Raw genomic sequence first — 17,991 nt, forward strand, 5'->3', positions numbered from 1 at the left:
GTGAAAGTAGGGCAGTTCATTGCGTTTTTCTTCTAGCCAACTTTCGTCTTTCAATCGGGGTAAAGTTTTGTAGCTGCCCGTCTCACTTCAGTGTTCAAAGCCTTTCATATCATGTCACTTTTCAATATCTTGGAGCGCATAAATAGAAGTAGCGCATGTACTAACAAATTGCTTAAGAGTGATTCGTAACGCGTGGCATTTTTACTTTGCGGTGGCTTATATGATTAAGGCACTGTGCGGTAGCTTTTGTATTGCGTTACTCACACCTTAGCAAGGCGTTATACCGCAATCAATCATCTAACCTTTTCATAGCTTTACGGTAAACATCGCTACGTTCGCGTTTTCCGACTGCTAAGACGGTTACAATGATGACATCGTCTTCAACTTTGTAGACGAGACGGTAGCCCGATTGGCGCAGCTTAATCTTATACATGTTGTCAGATCCAGAGAGTTTTGAAGCCTGAACATGCGGGTTATCTAAACGCTCGATTAGCTTTTTCTTAAATTGTTGTTGAATCGTTGAGCCAAGCTTTTTCCACTCTTTGAGTGCGCTCTTTTTAAAGTCGAGTTTATAGGTCATCAATATTTACCGAAATGCTCTCTTCAGATTCACGCTCCTTCGCAATAGTAAGTAGTTCAAGATCTTCGAGTCTGTCCATCATCATTTCGTACGCTTCGGCTGGTACGCAATAAAATGCTGGCTCATTTCGGTTCAGTACAGCGACAGGTTGACCGTAAGCGCTAGTTGCAACTTTCATAGGGTTAGCTTTCAACTCAGTAATGCTTGCAGCAACATCGGCTAAAATTCTAGTGGTCATCTAATGGGTCTCTTAAGTGGTCTTTGTTTTGGTCATTTTAGCCTCAACCAAGCGGTATAACAAGTTGCTTAAGAGTGATTCGCAATGCGTGGCATTTTTACTATGCGTTGGTTTATGTGTTTAAGGTATTATGCGGAGGCTAAGGTATTGCGTAGCTCACACCTTAGCAAGGCGTTAGCAATATAAGGAGGAGTCGTGATACTCAAAGTAAAAGAAATAGAAATTATTGAGGAAAACCCTTTTCAAAACGATAAGTTAAATCGTAAGGAAAATGCAGAAATTCTTACCGAATTTGTCTGTTCATCTAGTGAACCAATGGTTGTCTGTATTGACGCACCTTGGGGGCAAGGTAAAACAACATTTCTGAGAATGTGGGAACAACATTTGAAAAATAGCGATGTGCCTACTCTTTATTTCAATGCTTGGGAGAATGATTTTACAGAGGATGCGTTTGTATCATTGATTGGTGAAATCGGCTCAGCTATTGAAGCCCTCACAAATGCCGAAAATGAAGGAACTGCAAAGGAGTATTATCAAAAAGCCAAAAAAGTTGGCTTAGGATTAGTGAAACGTTCCATTCCAGTGGCGACTAAAGTTGCTACAGCAGGAGTGTTAGATCTAGACAAAATGACAGAGCAAGCGTTGAGCTCATTTGCTGAATCTGTAGCTAACGATCAAATAGAAAAATATGAAAATGCTAAAAAAGCACTTGGTGCTTTTAGGGAACATTTAGCAAACTTTGCGAACAATCTTTCCTCTGAAAATGATAAACCACTGGTTTTTATAATTGATGAACTAGATAGGTGTCGACCTAACTTTTCTATTGAAATATTGGAAAAAGCAAAACATTTTTTCAATGTGCCAAATATTATCTTTGTTTTAGGAGCAGATAAGGAGCAATTAGGTCATTCAATTAAAGCTGTCTATGGTCGAGATATAAATGTAAATGGATATTTAAGACGATTTATTGATTTTGATTACTTACTACCATCCCCAGAGAAAGGACAATTTATTAGAGCATTATTTGATAAATATTCATTCAATGAGTACTTTTCAACTAAACAAGCAGACAGTACTAGGTATGAAGGTGAGCAAGCATTAAAAATATTTACAGAGTTATTTGACATTTACCAATTAACGTTACGTGAACAAATTCATTGTTGTTCTCTATTAAGCCTTTCCATTCGGACAACGCCTTCTAATCATAAGTTGTATCCATTGTTTTTATGTTTACTGATTGTACTGAAAGTAAAAGAGCCTAAAACGTATAAAAAATTTATTTTTGGGGAATTGTCTCCTATACAGTTTATCGATACGATAAAGAGTGCAGATAGTTCGGATGTATTCTTTGAAAGTAACTATGGTGCAGTTTTAGAAGCATATATTGTCGCTAGTCGAACAAATCATTACGCTGGTGAAGAGTTAACTGCACCATACGTTATGATTCGAGATTCTGAAGACTCCACAGATAATCAAAAGCGCCGTGCTGACCGAATATTAAAAATATTGTCACAGTTTGAATGGGATGGTGGAATAGGTGTATTAGATTCTCTAGTTAAAAAAATAGAGGTCGCTTCTCGGTTTAGTGCTTAAATATTGCTAACAAACAATTTAAGAGTGATTCAGCACGCTTGGCATTTTGGGTTTGGGCTAGGTATGGTGATTACGGTGTTCCAGTTAAGTTTTGTGGGCGCGTGCTTCACACCTTAATTGGGCGTTATGCTTCCGAGCTCAGCTCAATACAAAGCAGTTCTATTTACAAAATTACATTATTCATCAAGAGGCCTTGTTTATTTATACAGTCCTCCCCATATGTATAAGTAGGTAAATTGATAATAGGTCTATGAATGTCTTGCGCGATCAAAATCAGTAATAGCAGTAATTGCTCATTTATAAATGTCGGGATCAGTGGGTTTGATGTGGGTATTGATGCTGAAAATTCAGATGGTCTTTCGTTAAATCAAGTTGATTTTGGAAATTGTAGTACTGGGTTACGTGGAAGACAGTTAAAAGGCTTGAATGCGCGAGGCTGCACTCACGGTGGAAGTCTAAGTTTCTCTGCTGCCTCTTTTCAAAAAGGAAATAATGTTTGCTTTCATTATGCTCTTTTGTATCTAAGAGTTTTTGGTTACAACCCTTATAAGTGAGGTAATTAAAATGACAGGACCGATGTTTGATTTAGAAGGCTGTGAAGATGCAGTATTAATTGATAATGAAACCATTTCAGAACAATTTATTAAAGCCCGAAATTGCCCCCGTATACATTTAGAGGGAAACAAAGCGGGTTTGAACGCACTTGGAAAGTTGGGTTTACCAATAGAAGCTCTAAATGAAGAGCAAGTTAATACGCTACTATCTGAGATAATCGAAAGAGAAGGTAAGTTTTCTGATACAGGCAATAGCTGGTTAACTAATTCAGCTACGTTCGCTACTTTAGCGGCAGACGTACAATCTACAATTATTGGTGTTCTCGCGGCAACCGGGGTGTCATGTTATAAAACGATTAAATCTAAGCTACTAAAAGAGCAGGCTATTTAGAGGCTTTCAGGTGTAATCAGAAGCATAACAAAGCATTTAAGAGTGATTCCCAACGCTTGGCATTTGCCATTCCATCGTTGGATTTTGTGTTTAAGGTGGTATGGTTAGGTGCAGTGGTAGCGTTGCTCACACCTTAATGCGGCGTTAGCATACTTTGATAGGAGTTCAGATGACTACGATAGTCGAACAAGTTGTTAATCGTGAAATTGACTCGGTCATCGTGTACGAATCTGACCAAGTTATAGCTTTTGCAGACCATGACCCAATCAACTTTGGACATATTTTAATTTGTCCTAAGAATCAATACCGCACTTTCATCGACCTGCCTGAGTCTGTGTTTTTAGAGATCACCGACGTCGCAAGAGATTTATATAAGCGTATAGAAGCTAAGTTCAATCCCGATGGTATCGGCTTTATGCAAAACAATGGAGAGGCACCTCATTTCAACGAGCTCGACCACTACCATTTGCATATTTTCCCTAGGTTCCATGGCGACCAGTATGGTTGGGTTAGTAGTGAACTTGGAATTCAAACGATGGATAAACTTAGAGAATCACTTAAAGAACTATGAGCGTTGAAAAAGTATGCTAACAAATTGTTCAAGAGTGATTCGGCACGCGTGGCATTTTTACTATGCGTTGGTTTTAGTGGTTTAGGTGTTATGCGGAGGCTTCGGTATCGCGTGCCTCACACCTTAACAAGGCGTTAGTCGCCAGAAAAAGCTAGCAATCAAAATCATGTTTCTAAGCTTAAAATTTGGCTGATGATTGTTTGCTATACAGGTTCTTCATCGATGGTCAAAACTCAGTTTCAGCTGTTTTAAGTCCAAAGCTTTGTAAGTGTACTAGCGGTTGTTTTGTTCTTTGGTGCTGACAGAGCAGGGCAATCAAGCGTCTGTTCTTGGTTGCAACTCTGCCCGGTGAGTTTGTTGGTTCAAAAGCGGATCTACTCGCTGACAAGTCGTCTTCTCTGGTGTTGTAAGTTCCACGTGGTTTCAGTGACTTTGTTGAAAGTCCGCACTGTTAGATTGGTTTTCCAAAAGCGCTTTTTTGTGTTGCAAGCCCGTTTTCTACGGCGTTTTATGTTCCAAGTGGTTTCATTGAGTAGCTGCTGTGAGACTACGCCTGACTTAAATACATCAAAGCACATAAAGTTTGTTGTTCGCAAAGTTTAGTTCGGCTTAAAATGGTCGCTCGGTGCCTCGCGACTAACAAACTGTTTAAGAGTGATTCGCAACGCGTGGCATTTTTACTATGCGTTGGTTTTAGTGTTTAAGGTGGTATGCGGCGGCTTCGGTATTGCGTTGCTCACACCTTAACAGGGCGTTATGTAACACCAGCACTCGGATATTAAGGAAGATTTGATGGTTAGACATATTATTGTTCTTCTTACGTTAATCACAACTAGCTTTGCAAGTAACTCAAGTCAGTTAACATCCGAGATTTTTAGTGAGGTACTCAACACGACTGCCTATGAACTGCATGACAACTTAGAGAGGCTTGAAAAAGAAGATAGCTGTGAAGCTAATTACATTAAGGGTATGTTCTACTTTCGTGGAATTGTGTTTGAACCTGATTTGGATTTAGCCATTAAACACCTAACAAATGCTGGTGAATGTGGAAACATTTACGCAGTAAGACAGCTTGTATCCCACTATTTTTCAACGTTACCTAACTCAAGAAATGCTTTGCTTAAATGGTATAAAACAGGTGAGGCATTAAATGATCCGATCACCATCGGAAATTATGCTTATTTCCTATACGGTGAGGGTAACTACGACCGAGCACAGGTAATAAGCCTCTTGAAACGACGGCTCAGTTACACAAAAGCTTCGCTTGTTTTACCTCATTACACGCTCAGTCGAGTGTATGAAAAGACAGATAAGTGCAAGGGGCTTTATCATTTACAGCTAGCTCTAGAGAATGGTGGTGTAGAGTATGTAAACGAGTATATAGTTCGTTCCAAAGGCGTTGAGTGCACGGCGCATACTGTTGAGTAGTGTTACATAACAAACTGCTCAAGAGGGATTCGCAACGCGTGGCATTTTCACCATGCGTTGAATTTAGTGACTAAGGTGGTTTGCGGCAACATCGGCATTGCGTTGCTCACCCCTTAGCAGGGCGTTAGTTGGCAGGGGGAACATGTTAGAACATCAACTAGAAAAGTTAATTAGAAATACTCCTGAGCTAATGGAAACTGCTCAAGCATGTATTGAGGTTGGATTACCTGACTACTTCATTGCCGGTGGTTCAGTCACACAACTGATTTGGAACTCACTTTCAGGTGAAAGGTCACTCAAGAACGTTAAGGACTTCGATATTGTTTACTTCGATAGCGCTAGTACATCTAATGAAGAAAGCTACAAACGCAGAATTAACAGTACCGTGAAGCATGAAGTCCCAATTGATGTGGTAAACCAAGCACGTGTTCATGAATGGTACCCTTATAAATTTGGTCAAACTATACCTGCATATACAAAAGTAGAGCAGGGCATTGATTCTTGGCTATCTGCATTTGCGATCGGATTTAGGTTAAATTCACACGGTACCATGCGTATTTATTCACCTTATGGGCTATCTGACGCATTCAATAAAAGGGTAAAGCCAAATCCCATTGCAATGACGCGCGAAAGCTACAATCAAATGGTCGGTGGTTATCGTAAGCGTTGGCCTGACATTACAGTGGAACCTTGGGAATAGCCAACTAACAAAGCGTTTAAGACGGATTCCCAACGCTTGGCATTTCCGGTTTGCTTTGGCTTAAGTGTTTACGGCACAATGGTTTAGGTAAGGTGGTAGCGTTGCTCACCACTTAACGCGGCGTTATGTGCTTAGGGCGAATATCTTACGGAGGAGATAATGAAAGACCCAGATATCGAGTTCTCGAAGTGGAAGCTAGAGAGACAAAAGGGGAGTCTTAGCTTTACTGTCCGCACTTCTTTTCCTGCGGTTTTAGGTATGATGATAGGTCGAAGTATTGAACCGTTGTTTTTGTCAGAAGCGGCTTGGGGTTGGGCTCAAACTACTGATGTATTAATGAGTGGTGTTTGGTGCTCCATTGGTGCTATTCCTGTAAGTTTTCTGATTTGGTGCTGGCGTGAAGAAAAGTATAAACGTCATATAGCAAGATTTTAGCAACGCACATAACAAAGCATTTAAGACGGATTCTCAACGCTTGGCGAATTCAGTCTAGGTCGGCTTCAGTGTTTTATGTGGCAAGGTTTAAGGTTAGGTGGTCGCGTTGTTCACCACTTAATGCGGCGTTATACGAATTGTTGAGATTGTAGGTAGTTAAAATGGAAACAAAACAAAAACAGGCTAATGTTTACCCTCTAAATATAGAGCTTCCTTCTCTAAAGTCTCTATTTATCGAAATGTATTTTGGTGACCAGTTATTGAGCACGGGCACCGCAACACTAATCTCCAACACTCATCAATCTCACTGTGCTTTAGTAACTAATAGACATAACGTTACAGGTAGACATCAAGAAACAGGAGAGTGTTTAAGCTCGACCCTGGGTGTTCCTGATAATATTGTTATTCATTTTCATCGACCTGAGGATGATATTGGGGACTGGATTAAGGTTAAGTTACCATTATATCGAGAGGACGGTTCTCCATTTTGGATTGAGCATCCCAAGTTAGGTGAAAAAGCTGATATTGTTGCTCTAAATCTAAACTGGGGTAGTGATGTGCTTAAATTACCGTACTATCTCCAGCTTGATCTTGACCGTGTTGGCATGGTTGTTAGTCCAGCAGAACCTGTGAGTGTAATTGGTTTCCCGTTTGGTATGTCTACAAGCGGAAAATTGCCTGTTTGGGCGACAGGGTTCTTAGCACAAGAACTAAGTTTGATCTCAGAAGACAATCCTGTATTTCTAATTGACTGTCGAACGAGACAGGGTCAATCGGGTTCGCCAGTTATCGCTTTTAGAACGTCTGGTTACAGAACAATAAAAGATAACCGAATTAGTGCAAGTTTGTCGGGTAATGTTGCTTGGGAGTTTCTAGGAATTTATTCTGGTCGAGTAAACGCGCAATCAGATCTAGGTCGCGTTTGGCACGTATCCGCACTAGAAGAGCTATTGAATGCTGCTGAATATGATTATAACTCACGTAAGAAAATTAAAGAGACCGAGGAATAATTCGTATAACAAAGCGTTCAAGACGGATTCCCAACGCAAGGCGTTTTCGGCATACTTTGGGTTAAGTGTTTATGTCACAATGGTTTAGGCAGGGTGGTTGGCGTTGCTCACCACTTAACGCGGCGTTATAAAAACCTAGGAGGATATTTGGAAAGTAATACAATCAATCAACACTTTTTGTCACAGGCTGAACAAAGGTTGAACTCATTTAACCCTTCAGCGCGCTTAAGAAATCAAAAGCTCTTCTCTTATGACGTTCTTTCACATGATGATGGTACGTTAGCTAATCCAAAGAGTGTCAGTATTTCTCGGAATTTGTCTGACTTAGATTTGTATAGTTTCAATGTTTTAGATAAAACCGTCAGGCTCAATTTTGAAAGCGAGTTTGGTCGATATGAATCTGATATATCGAATGCAACTGAAGCACTATTGTGTAAGGTATCTAACGGAGACACCGACTGCTCCGCTGAACTCCAAAAAGTATTCATTCTTAAATTTTTGAACAGTATTAGAAATCCTTATTCATATAAAAATACGCTTTCATTTCTGGGAAGTTATGTCACTTATCACCCTACTGAACCGAAGCTCAAAGCTGTTTACGATAGTATTGAAAACAGCAATAAACCGCACTTATCTGCCATTTGTGAACGATATGGGTTTACACCCCAAGAGTATGTTAATTGGTTAAAGGCAATCTATTTGCTCTTGTTTGTTCGCGACCAGCATGGCGTAAACATTCTTGAAGCATTAGCTAGAAGCTTCTATGAAAATCAGAATGCTTATATTTATGTGATTATTTCTACTTACACTAAAGGGCAAGCAGTTTTATTATCAGACCGTGGTTACAATCAGTTTGATGATTCTGGTAGCAGCATAAACTATGAATTTAACTTGAACTCAAATGCTCATATTGCATACTATTTTGCTGATATAACAAAGGCTTTACCACTAGAGCACCCACTGCATGGGAATGAGAGAGTGCAAGAGTTATTCAGAACTCTGCCAAAAGAAATCAATGTTTCTTTGGTTAACGATGATGAAGAAATACTTAGCGCCTACAATTCGAGAACAATAATGCAAAGTGCTAACAAGGTCTTTTGTAAGTCAGGTGATCTTATCGAAAACGGTTTATAACAAAGCATTTAAGAGTGATTCGCAACGCTTGGCATTTTCGCTTCGCTCAAGTGTAGCCAAGCGTCGCTCACACCTTAATGCGGCGTTATGAGCATCGTCAGTTTAGAGGTAAATATTAGTGTTTGATTTAATTTTGAACAATATTGGAGAGTCATTGACAGTTGGTGGAGTTGTAATTGCCTTGTCAGGGTTTCTTAGCAAGTTTTTATCAACCCGCTTCATTGAAGGGTATAAATCGAAGTCATTAAAAGAACTCGAAAAGCTTAAGAAAGAATATCAAAGAGAGTTGCGAGATTTAGATGATAAGTTTCAGCTAAATTTACTTAAGGTAGAAAATCAGCTTCAAATATCTAAATCTACTTATGAGTTATTGTTTGACAATAAAGTTAACACGTATAGGTCTCTATCCGCGTTGAGACTAAAATACTTACGCTATAAACATGAAAATGCAATGCATGAAGAGGATCCAGTAGATGCTATTGAAACTTTTTATCAGTATTTTGTTCAATGTAAAGTTCTATTAGAAGATAACGCATTATATATAAGTCCGGAGTTATCTGTACGATATGATAAATGGATGGTTAAGGCGTCAAAATGTTTTAAACAAGCAAGTATTGATGGTTTAGAGGTTCACGGATTGGCATATACTGAACATGAAAATGACATGAATGTTCATGATGCTCAGTTTCCTGCTCGAAATGCACTAGTAAATGATACACAAGATCTAATGGAAAGCATATTTGAGCAGATCAACACTGACTTAGATATTATAAGGAGTGTCAGCAACCGCCCATTGGAAAATCGAAAATGCTCATAACAAAGCGTTTAAGACAGATTCGCAACGCTCGGCACTTTCGGTTTGATTCACCTTTAGTGTTTACGGCACAATGGTTTAGGTAGGGTGGTGGCGTTGCTCACTACTTAACGCGGCGTTATGTTCTCTTTCCTAAAAAATACCCATGCGCACGACCACTTTACGTCGTAAACTGAAGTTAATTAATAACTTAGGTAACAGATATGGCATTCTCTGAAATCGAACAAAAACGATATGAAAAAGCAGTTGAGAGTTATCTTGATTCTCGTCGACCACCAGTAGAAATTAGGAGCGAGTTGGATCTTGGGTATCGAATGGATGGGCAGGCAATTGAAATATTCGAAGTTCGTCCAAAATGGAATAACCCAAGTGAAAAAATGGAAAGTCCTATAGCTAAAGTGAAGTACTACAAATCACGTAACGAGTGGGCAATCTATTGGATGAAATCCGATTTAAAATGGCACATTTATGAACCAACACCAGAAGTGAAGAATCTAGAGTCATTTTTTGAGGTTCTAAATGAGGATATTTATGGAAGCTTTTGGGGATAGTTAGCCCCGTACATAACAAAGCGTTTAAGACGGATTCCCAACGCTCGGCATTTTAAGCTTATTTTGGGTTAAGTGTTTATGTCACAATGGTTTAGGTAGGGTGGTTGGCGTTGCTCACCACTTAACGCGGCGTTAGCTTTCTAAGTGCACATCATTGATTTTTATACACTTTTTGATGCTGTTGCACCATAGAAAGCCTAGACTCTAGCAGCTCATTTTCGTAGTTTTGTTAAGCGCTTTTCAACTTCTTTTTGCTCCCAGTCATCCCCTAAAAAATTGAATATCTCAAATGCCTTGATAGCGTGTGAAACCATAAATATTCCCCAGCCTAAAGCAGGATAAATTGCCCAAAGTTCCTCAGTACCAGTTACGAAATTAATGACAAACAATAGGCATATTACCGACAAGTATTTGGTTAAGTGGACATAAAATTCTTTTACCTTTTTAACTTGAGCCCGTATGTGTTCTTGTTGATTAGTTGTGTGCATTGTTTGATCCATTTCACTATCCTTTTTTAACGTAAGTATCGAATACGGAGTAATGATAAATGTAGTTGTAGGGCTTGAGGTTTCTTTGCGATGAAATGCTGAAAAGGGGAAGTGAAGTGTCAATAACTAGGATAAAGTGTCCACGCCTAAGGGATACGAACCCAAAAGTGGCATTCTTGAGTGTCTAGTTCTCCCAAGCTCGTAAGCTAACAAAGCGTTTAAGACGGATTCCCAACGCTTGGCATTTTCGGTTTGATTCAGCTTTAGTGTTTACGGCACAATGGTTTAAATGTGGTGGTCTGCGTTGCTCACCACTTAACGCGGCGTTATATTTTAGGAGGATAAGGTGCAAGTAAATAATACCTTTCGGCTTCAAATTGAAGAGGCCCTTTGTAAAACACAGTTCAGCTTAGAGGATGTGGAAATAACATATCCTTCTTATGGTGAATTGGTCTCCATTAAGTTTAAGCATCATGACGGGTTCAAGATCTCGCTTGAAGAGATTGAATACCAAGAAACGTTACAGCTTCACAGGGATATGGAAGACGAAATGCTTGCTCCTATGCGCGGTACGCATTATGGTGAGCCTGATACTAAAACCGTCACAAAGAATAAGTATGTCTCGACGGAATCTCCGGGTTCTGTAAAAGCTACAGATACGATTTCTTTTCTCAACTTAACTAGCTTTATCCAGCGATTGCCTGTTTGGGCTAATAATATAGAAGCTGAGTTGTTATCAATCTACAACCAAACAGAATACAGCGATGCGGAACTAGAAAAACAAGTAGAAGCGATTTTTCCGCATGATATTGACAAACCTAATCAGAAGTTCACAGAGAATGAAGTGACCTCGTTAAAGGAGAACCTTGAAAGGTTGTACCAACGTGTTGAAGAGCTTCAAGAACAGTGCGATATTTCTCAGGCAAAAATTGAAGCACTGCGCTCAGCCATAGATAAAGCCAGTGAAAATGCACCTAAGTATCCTAAGTCAATGTGGTTAAAACTTAATAAAGGAAAGATTAAGGAGACCTTGATCAATATATTTAAGTCCGAGGAAGGGCGTAAATTCCTTCTAAAGGTAGTTGAAAAGATTGCGTTGAATTAAAAATATAACAAAGCATTTAAGAGTGATTCGCAACGCTTGGCAGTTTCGCTTCGCTCAAGTACAGCCAAGCGCTGCTCACACCTTAATGCGGCGTTAGTACGGGTTTGACATCAAAGGCCATTAGTTTTGGTGTTTATCTGTTTTGGCGCTCGTCTTTACACCTTTCAGTTTGTACCTTTCACGTTCTTTCCGGTGGCACTATATGCGGAGTGTTCGCTTTGATTTCACCGTTTACGGCTTCTAACTCTAGTCTATTTCTTTGGCGCTTATTCATTTTCGTGGTGGCTTTTGAGAGAACCTTGATTACTTTTTGGTGTGGCTGCTGAAGTACGAGGAAAGAATCCTTTTCTAATTTGAAGCAAGTGAAAGTAGGGCAGTTCAGAGCATTTTTCTTCTAGCCAACTTTCGTCTCTCAATGGCGATAAAGTTTTGTAGCTGCCCGTCTCACTTCAGTGTTCAAAGCCTTTCATATCATCTCAATTTTCAATACCTTGGAGCGCATAAATAGAAGTAGCGCATGTACTAACAAATTGCTTAAGAGTGATTCGTAACGCGTGGCATTTTTACTTTGCGGTGGCTTATGGTGATTAAGGCGTCGTGCGGTAGCTTTTGTATTGCGTTACTCACACCTTAGCAAGGCGTTAGGGCTTACTACAAAAAATTTGCAAGGATGGCGAAATGGTAAGGTTTTATCTAGTTCTTACTTTGTTAGGTATATTGCTACCGTATGGAGCGTTGGTTCCTTGGCTAGTTGCTAATGGCTTAGATATTAGTCTTTTGTTCAGTGAAGCGGTGGCAAACCCCATTAGTATAATGGCCTGGCTTGATGTCTTGGTTGGTGCGATTGCTCTGATAGGCTTTATTTTAGTGGACGGGCAAAAACATAAAGTGAAGTATCGATATTTTGCAGTGTTGGGAACTTTGTCAGTTGGTGTGTCGTTTGGGCTCCCAATGTACCTTTATTTCAAAGAAAAACAGTCCCTTCAGCCACAGCCCTAACAATAAATTTAAGAGTGATTCACAACGCTTGGCGCTTTCACTTCAAGCTAGTTTAGTGTTTATGGCACAATGCTTTAGCTAAGGTGGCGGCGTTGTTCACACCTTAATTTGGCGTTAGCGGAAATGAAAACGCGTTATTAATGATTAAGTTGAGTAAATACAGGAGTTAAACTGATGTGTAATGAAAATTCTACAGAAGAGATGAGAAAGTTTATTGATATTGCTGATGAGGCATATCCAGATATGCCCAGAACACCTGAAGAGCATGATATGTCAATCGAGCAGATTCGATTACAGGTGACAGAAAATATTGATGACAATAAAACAAACGATGAAGAAGATTGAAAGTTGTTAAACTGTATTGATTTTGATGAATTAATGTTGTCATCACCCAGCAGTGCTATCAAAGCTTTTGAAAGTAAGTTAAGTAAATCAACAGCTTCATTTTCTAATATGAGCTCTTTCCCCCTTTATCATGGATTGTACTTTGTATATTTAGAAAATCAGGTCATTTACATTGGGAAAGCAGACAAGCAACCAATAAGAAAGCGTTGTGAACAATATGTGGGGACAAGTACTGGTGCAACTCTACGTCTCAAGATAGAGAAAGCTACGGGTAGTGATAAGCAAGGATCAATAGCTTATATTTCTAAAAATCTTAAAGCTCGTTTTATTGAGTTAGGAAATTTAGAGCAAATTCCTGTTTTGGAAGAGATTGCAATATGGGCATTCCAACCAAAGTTAAACGTCATTAAACCAAAAACATTTAGATATGAGTTAACAAATTTCAGCTAACAAAGCATTTAAGAGTGATTCGCAACGCTCGGCATTTTCGCTTCGCTCAAGTATAGCCAAGCGCTGCTCACACCTTAATGCGGCGTTATGTTTACTTGTAATTCAAAGGCTTAAAGGTCTTAGGCTCTAGTTCTCTGTCCCTCTGGTAATTCGTCCCTAGTAGACTCAGCAAATCAGTATTGTCGGTCTAAGTTCTTGAACCACTCAGCCTGTAAAACATGCCAATATTCGTGGGTTGCTTCATTGTCAGGTCGTGGCGGTCGGTTGTTTGTGTAACTGGCTTTAAGTCGCTTTAGGGTTCTTAGCCAATTAGCATTTCGGCTTGGCAGTTGCCTCGGCAACTCATCATTGTCTTGCGCTTTTGTTGGAAAGAAAGGGCGCTTGTTGTTTCTTGGTCGGATTGCCTCATTGGGCAGGGAAGTGGAATGACTCGCTTCTAGTTGGTCGCCTTTGGCGGCCAAGTTGGTTTCAGCCTTGTGGTTTGCTTCAGAAAACTAGTTAGAAATATCAGTTCTTTCTCAGTTAAATCATGTATTTGTGGTAAAACATAACAAACTGTTTAAGAGTGATTCGCAACGCGTGGCATTTTTACTATGCGTTGCGTTTAGTGTTTAAGGTGGTATGCGTGAGCTTCGTAATTGCGTTGCTCACACCTTAACAGGGCGTTATAAGGTATTTGATGATAGAGCTTACAGATAAGATTATTGGTCCCAAATACAGAGTTCTTAATCCAATTCTTGAATTGCTCTTGGAAAGCGGGAATGAAGTTTTTACTGACTATACGTGGAGCTCTAATCCTACTGGTTATCTTTGTATTTTAAAAAAGCCAATAGACTTTGATTTAATTGAAAGCCGATTTGTATTGCCAAAAAGCATCCACTTAAACAAAAGATTTGGTGAAGTTAATTATGGGTTAGGCACAGTAATCATTCGTTGTGCGTAACCTTATAACAAATTGTTTAAGAGTGATTCGGCACGCGTGGCATTTTTACTATGCGTCAAGTTTAGTGATTAAGGTGGTATGCGGAGGCTTCGGTATTGCGTGCCTCACACCTTAACAAGGCGTTAGGTGCCACAAAAGTTTAGTCATCTCATTGAAACATAAATATGCAACCCCAATTATATTAGTGCTATTCCAAAGGAGCGATATATGACTAATGTGATTCCATTTCGTAGAAAAAAAGTTGTAGAAACAGAGCCTAAAAAGAATTCTCCTATGGGGGCGTCAATCAAAATGACAGATTGTCATTTAGAAGGAAATGGGATTGGGATGCTGCTTGGAGATGGCGTCGAAGTTGATATGGATAACACACAGTTTGTGAATAATGGTGCAGGAATCGTCGCAGGCAGTTTAGACGATCAGTTTTTACAAATACTAAAAACTGCAACCGCAACAGAGCGCTTCAAGTTTGCTAATGAGTTATCAGGTATTGTTGGTGAGTCGGATACCCAAAAACGGCAGGAGCTAATTAAAAAGTCTAGCTTAGGTCAAAAACTATCTACGGTGGCAAATGTTGCAACGGTAGGGTCTTGGCTAGGTGAGGTTATCGAAGGTGTTAGTTCTATGGATCTAAATACAGTTATGCAAACTATCATGGGAGGCTAGCACCTAACAAACTGTTTAAGAGTGATTCGCAACGCGTGGCATTTTTACTATGCGTTGCGTCTAGTGTTTAAGGTAGTATGCAGCGGCATCGGTATTGCGTTGCTCACACCTTAACAGGGCGTTAGTCGCCAGAAAAAGCTAGCAATCAAAATCATGTTTTTAAGTTCAAAATTTGGCTGATGATTGGTTGCTATACAGGCTCTTCATCGATGGTCATAACTCAGTTTCAGCTGTTTTAAGTCCAAAGTTATGCAAGTGTCCTAGCGGTTGTTTTGTTCTTTGGTGCTGACAGAACAGGGCAATCGAGAGTCTATTTTTGGTTGCAACTCTGCTCGGTGAGTTTGTTGGTTAAAAAGCAGATCTACTCGCTGAAAAAACGTTTTCTCTGGTGTTGTAAGTTCCATGTGGTTTCAGTGACTTTGTTGAAAGTCCGCACTGTTAGATTGGTTTTCCAAAAGCGTTTTTCGGTGTTGTCAGTCCGTTTTCTACGGCGTTGTTTGTTCCAAGTGGTTTCATTGAGTAGCCGCTTTGAGACTACACCTGACTTAAATGCATCAAAGCACATAAAGTTTGTTGTTCGCAAAGTTTAGTTCGGCTTAAAATTGGCGCTCGGTGCCTCGCGACTAACAAACTGTTCAAGAGGGATTCGCAACGCGTGGCATTTTCACTATGCGTTGTTTTTGGTGATTAAGGAGCTATTCAGCGGCTTCGGTATTGCGTTGCTCACCCCTTAACAGGGCGTTATGCATTAGAGGACTTCAATGGATTTAGAGTACCAAAAAGCTTGCAAGAAATACTCTGTAAGGTATATGAGTAATTCGAAGTGGTTTAAGTTGTTTGCAGCTTGGGCTGATGCTGGAATTGAGGTGGAAGTATCATATTGGAGGTTTATCGACTCTGAGCATGAAGAAGTTCAGCGCTTACCCAGAAGCTATGACTTACTGCCACATAGGTTTGCAGACGGTAGGTTTCAACCATTCGAATACAAGTGGATATTGTCAGTATCTATCCCGCAGAATTATAGACCAAAATCGAATGTAGCATTTGAACGTAGCCAAGATGTAGATCAGCTTAAATCAATAGCTAAAGAATTGGGTCACTTTCCAATCTTTGATCTCGAGAACGGTATCGAAGTTAGAGGCTACGAAGAATAATGCATAACAAATTGTTCAAGAGTGATTCGGCACGCGTGGCATTTTTACTATGCGTTGGTTTTAGTGGTTAAGGTGTTATGCGGCGGCTTCGGTATTGCGTGCCTCACACCTTAACAAGGCGTTATGTAACCTATTGAAAATAAGTGTATATTTCGATAGTCACTTTGTTGCTGATAGTTTTGGAGGAAGTATGTTAGGGCCTAAATATTCGCCATCGGCTAAGAAAGGGGAAATAGGTGTTCATCTTGTATCAAGTGTATTACTTGAAAGCTTAGATTGGTTACTTGAGCGTACACCGCAAGAATGTGATTTCGGGATAGATGGGCAGGTTCATGTCATTGACAGTAATCGAACTGTCACAGGACAAACTTTCGCAGTTCAGATCAAGTACGGAGATTCATTTCTCAAAGAAGAAACGCGTTGGGGGTATACCTATAGAGGTGAAATGAAGCATCTCAATTATCTTATGAACTATCCTTTACCGATTTTCATATTGCTATGTGATCCTAAGTCAGGTGATATCTATTGGGAGATGTTTGATGCATCTAAAACGAATAGAACAAGGTCTGCTTGGAAAATGACAATACCAAAAACTCAGCAACTAGCTAGTAGTAAAGAGGCCATTCTATCCCTCCTGCCTCCTGCCAAAGATTATAGTGAAGAACTAGAGAATTATTGGCTTATAAATAAAGTTGTAACGGAGCTAACGGATGACCTGCACATTGTGATAGCTAAGGAATGGGTTGAGTCTGCTGATATTTCTCATGTAATAACCCAATTTGAACGTTTGAAAGTTTCAAAGGAAATGGCATTTGAGAAGCAAGGGAAAGTGGAGCTATCATTTTTTGGTTATGATACTGACCCTCGTGAGTTGCACGAAATTCAAGAAGTTGTTCATTTTTGTCATGCACTTGTTGAAAGAGTTCCGTTATTTTTCTTCTGTAACCCAAATACACATGGTTTTAAAGCCATAGTCCTGTGCGTTTGTAACGCGCAAAGAGTTGGGGTTAGTCCATCACCTGTAAGAATAGATAACAACGCTATGCGTTATTTTATGCACTTACAACATATGCGCCTAAATGAAATATCTAACTGGTTAGGGCTTAGTGAGCTAGAAAACAAAGACATATGTATGCCTATTTATGATGTTCTAGAGGGACGAAGTACGCCGGTTACATAACAAAGCATTTAAGAGTGATTCCCAACGCATGGCATTTTTCATTCCATCTTTGAGTGCGGTGTTTACGGTGGTATGGTTGGGTTTCGTGGTAGCGTTGCTCACACCTTAATGCGGCGTTAGGCAAATACGAGGTTAGTATGTACATAACAATAAAAATCGACTTAGTTTCGGGTATTTATGCCTTTGAAGACTGGGGCTGCGAAATTGAGATTGCGCAAAACACGTCATTGCGTGAGTTGCACACAATAATTCAGAGTGCCGTTGGCTTTGAAAATGATCATCTCTATGACTTTTTCATATCTCGACGCGAATTCGGGTCCAGCAGAGAGACGTTTGATGATAGTCAGTACTCTCTGGACACTCAATTGTATGGATTATTTCCACTTCCTAAAGGTAAGAAACTTTTTTATTGGTTCGATTTTGGTGATGATTGGAAGTTCCAAATCTCTAAAACACGCAGTAAACCAAAGTCATTCGTTGATGGGGTTGAATATCCAAGGCTTGTAAAAGAAATTGGAGAAAAACCAGAACAGTACGCCGAGTCAGATTGGTAGATTTGCCTAACAAATTGTTCAAGAGTGATTCGGCACGCGTGGCATTTTTACTATGCGTTAGGTATGGTGGTTAAGGCGGTATGCGGAGGCTTCAGTATTGCGTACCTCACA

Annotated in this window: 23 protein-coding genes and 1 pseudogene; 20 read left to right on the plus strand and 4 right to left on the minus strand. The window is 39.8% G+C overall.

Going from position 1 to position 17,991, the window contains the following annotated elements:
• Positions 1 to 289: 289 nt before the first annotated feature.
• Positions 290 to 580, minus strand: a complete 291-nt coding sequence (locus C1S74_RS00640) for a type II toxin-antitoxin system RelE family toxin (RefSeq protein ID WP_045401004.1) — start codon at positions 578 to 580, stop codon at positions 290 to 292.
• Positions 570 to 818, minus strand: a complete 249-nt coding sequence (locus C1S74_RS00645; RefSeq protein ID WP_045401001.1) for a type II toxin-antitoxin system Phd/YefM family antitoxin — start codon at positions 816 to 818, stop codon at positions 570 to 572. The genes C1S74_RS00640 and C1S74_RS00645 overlap by 11 nt, the downstream gene beginning before the upstream one ends.
• Before the next feature lie 195 nt (positions 819 to 1,013).
• Between C1S74_RS00645 and C1S74_RS00660 the strand changes: the two genes are divergently transcribed.
• The 11 genes from C1S74_RS00660 to C1S74_RS00730 all read left to right on the plus strand — a co-directional run bounded on the left by C1S74_RS00660 (position 1,014) and on the right by C1S74_RS00730 (position 9,999).
• The gene (locus tag C1S74_RS00660) at positions 1,014 to 2,411 is read left to right on the plus strand and encodes a KAP family P-loop NTPase fold protein (RefSeq protein WP_045400999.1); all 1,398 of its coding nucleotides are present in this window, start codon (positions 1,014 to 1,016) and stop codon (positions 2,409 to 2,411) included.
• A 254-nt stretch (positions 2,412 to 2,665) separates the two neighbouring features.
• On the plus strand, positions 2,666 to 2,965 hold the full coding sequence (locus tag C1S74_RS00670; protein ID WP_082039064.1) for a hypothetical protein: 300 nt from the start codon (positions 2,666 to 2,668) through the stop codon (positions 2,963 to 2,965).
• A gap of 10 nt (positions 2,966 to 2,975) precedes the next feature.
• Complete coding sequence (locus C1S74_RS00675) at positions 2,976 to 3,356, plus strand: hypothetical protein (RefSeq protein ID WP_045400997.1); 381 nt, start codon at positions 2,976 to 2,978, stop codon at positions 3,354 to 3,356.
• Between the two features lie 169 nt (positions 3,357 to 3,525).
• A complete protein-coding gene (locus tag C1S74_RS00680; RefSeq protein WP_045400994.1) occupies positions 3,526 to 3,927 on the plus strand; it encodes an HIT family protein in 402 nt (133 codons plus the stop codon).
• A 792-nt stretch (positions 3,928 to 4,719) separates the two neighbouring features.
• The gene (locus tag C1S74_RS00695) at positions 4,720 to 5,355 is read left to right on the plus strand and encodes an SEL1-like repeat protein (protein ID WP_229631753.1); all 636 of its coding nucleotides are present in this window, start codon (positions 4,720 to 4,722) and stop codon (positions 5,353 to 5,355) included.
• A gap of 142 nt (positions 5,356 to 5,497) precedes the next feature.
• Entirely contained in the window at positions 5,498 to 6,055 is a 558-nt protein-coding gene (locus C1S74_RS00705; RefSeq protein WP_045398039.1) for a nucleotidyltransferase family protein, read from the plus strand.
• A gap of 159 nt (positions 6,056 to 6,214) precedes the next feature.
• Positions 6,215 to 6,490 carry a hypothetical protein gene (locus C1S74_RS00710; RefSeq protein ID WP_103415201.1) on the plus strand — a complete coding sequence of 92 codons (276 nt, stop codon included), beginning with the start codon at positions 6,215 to 6,217 and terminating at the stop codon, positions 6,488 to 6,490.
• Between the two features lie 161 nt (positions 6,491 to 6,651).
• Positions 6,652 to 7,500, plus strand: coding sequence for a trypsin-like serine peptidase (locus C1S74_RS00715; protein ID WP_009384428.1), 849 nt, complete (start codon positions 6,652 to 6,654; stop codon positions 7,498 to 7,500).
• A 147-nt stretch (positions 7,501 to 7,647) separates the two neighbouring features.
• A complete protein-coding gene (locus C1S74_RS00720) occupies positions 7,648 to 8,634 on the plus strand; it encodes a hypothetical protein (protein ID WP_045396175.1) in 987 nt (328 codons plus the stop codon).
• A gap of 118 nt (positions 8,635 to 8,752) precedes the next feature.
• On the plus strand, positions 8,753 to 9,451 hold the full coding sequence (locus C1S74_RS00725; RefSeq protein WP_045396173.1) for a hypothetical protein: 699 nt from the start codon (positions 8,753 to 8,755) through the stop codon (positions 9,449 to 9,451).
• A gap of 200 nt (positions 9,452 to 9,651) precedes the next feature.
• A complete protein-coding gene (locus C1S74_RS00730) occupies positions 9,652 to 9,999 on the plus strand; it encodes a DUF3024 domain-containing protein (protein ID WP_045396169.1) in 348 nt (115 codons plus the stop codon).
• A gap of 212 nt (positions 10,000 to 10,211) precedes the next feature.
• On the opposite strand, the gene C1S74_RS00735 is transcribed toward C1S74_RS00730, so the two are convergent.
• Positions 10,212 to 10,499 (minus strand): 2TM domain-containing protein, encoded by a 288-nt coding sequence (locus C1S74_RS00735; protein WP_052437277.1) that lies wholly within the window; start codon positions 10,497 to 10,499, stop codon positions 10,212 to 10,214.
• Positions 10,500 to 10,833: 334 nt separating this feature from the next.
• Here C1S74_RS00735 and C1S74_RS00745 point away from each other — a divergent pair, with 334 nt between their 5' ends.
• The 6 genes from C1S74_RS00745 to C1S74_RS00780 all read left to right on the plus strand — a co-directional run bounded on the left by C1S74_RS00745 (position 10,834) and on the right by C1S74_RS00780 (position 14,992).
• Positions 10,834 to 11,592: a hypothetical protein gene (locus C1S74_RS00745; RefSeq protein ID WP_045396166.1), complete on the plus strand. Its 759-nt coding sequence runs from the start codon at positions 10,834 to 10,836 to the stop codon at positions 11,590 to 11,592.
• A gap of 678 nt (positions 11,593 to 12,270) precedes the next feature.
• On the plus strand, positions 12,271 to 12,591 hold the full coding sequence (locus C1S74_RS00755) for a DUF2834 domain-containing protein (RefSeq protein ID WP_045396164.1): 321 nt from the start codon (positions 12,271 to 12,273) through the stop codon (positions 12,589 to 12,591).
• Positions 12,592 to 12,765: 174 nt separating this feature from the next.
• Positions 12,766 to 12,936, plus strand: coding sequence for a hypothetical protein (locus tag C1S74_RS26400; protein ID WP_156145304.1), 171 nt, complete (start codon positions 12,766 to 12,768; stop codon positions 12,934 to 12,936).
• A 3-nt stretch (positions 12,937 to 12,939) separates the two neighbouring features.
• Complete coding sequence (locus C1S74_RS00760; RefSeq protein ID WP_156145303.1) at positions 12,940 to 13,386, plus strand: hypothetical protein; 447 nt, start codon at positions 12,940 to 12,942, stop codon at positions 13,384 to 13,386.
• A gap of 679 nt (positions 13,387 to 14,065) precedes the next feature.
• Positions 14,066 to 14,329 (plus strand): hypothetical protein, encoded by a 264-nt coding sequence (locus C1S74_RS00770; RefSeq protein WP_005448110.1) that lies wholly within the window; start codon positions 14,066 to 14,068, stop codon positions 14,327 to 14,329.
• A 207-nt stretch (positions 14,330 to 14,536) separates the two neighbouring features.
• Complete coding sequence (locus C1S74_RS00780; protein WP_045396160.1) at positions 14,537 to 14,992, plus strand: hypothetical protein; 456 nt, start codon at positions 14,537 to 14,539, stop codon at positions 14,990 to 14,992.
• Positions 14,993 to 15,205: 213 nt separating this feature from the next.
• Here the strand turns inward: C1S74_RS00780 and C1S74_RS27025 are convergent.
• A pseudogene (locus C1S74_RS27025) lies at positions 15,206 to 15,508 on the minus strand (hypothetical protein).
• Positions 15,509 to 15,753: 245 nt separating this feature from the next.
• Here C1S74_RS27025 and C1S74_RS00800 point away from each other — a divergent pair.
• The 3 genes from C1S74_RS00800 to C1S74_RS00815 all read left to right on the plus strand — a co-directional run bounded on the left by C1S74_RS00800 (position 15,754) and on the right by C1S74_RS00815 (position 17,880).
• Entirely contained in the window at positions 15,754 to 16,146 is a 393-nt protein-coding gene (locus C1S74_RS00800) for a hypothetical protein (RefSeq protein ID WP_045396151.1), read from the plus strand.
• A 133-nt stretch (positions 16,147 to 16,279) separates the two neighbouring features.
• Positions 16,280 to 17,326 (plus strand): DUF4365 and DUF1817 domain-containing protein, encoded by a 1,047-nt coding sequence (locus C1S74_RS00810; protein ID WP_208624115.1) that lies wholly within the window; start codon positions 16,280 to 16,282, stop codon positions 17,324 to 17,326.
• A 137-nt stretch (positions 17,327 to 17,463) separates the two neighbouring features.
• Complete coding sequence (locus tag C1S74_RS00815) at positions 17,464 to 17,880, plus strand: IS1096 element passenger TnpR family protein (protein WP_045396148.1); 417 nt, start codon at positions 17,464 to 17,466, stop codon at positions 17,878 to 17,880.
• Positions 17,881 to 17,991 lie beyond the last annotated feature (111 nt).

Origin of the sequence: Vibrio hyugaensis (genome assembly GCF_002906655.1) — a bacterium.
Taxonomy (GTDB): Bacteria; Pseudomonadota; Gammaproteobacteria; order Enterobacterales; family Vibrionaceae; genus Vibrio; species Vibrio hyugaensis.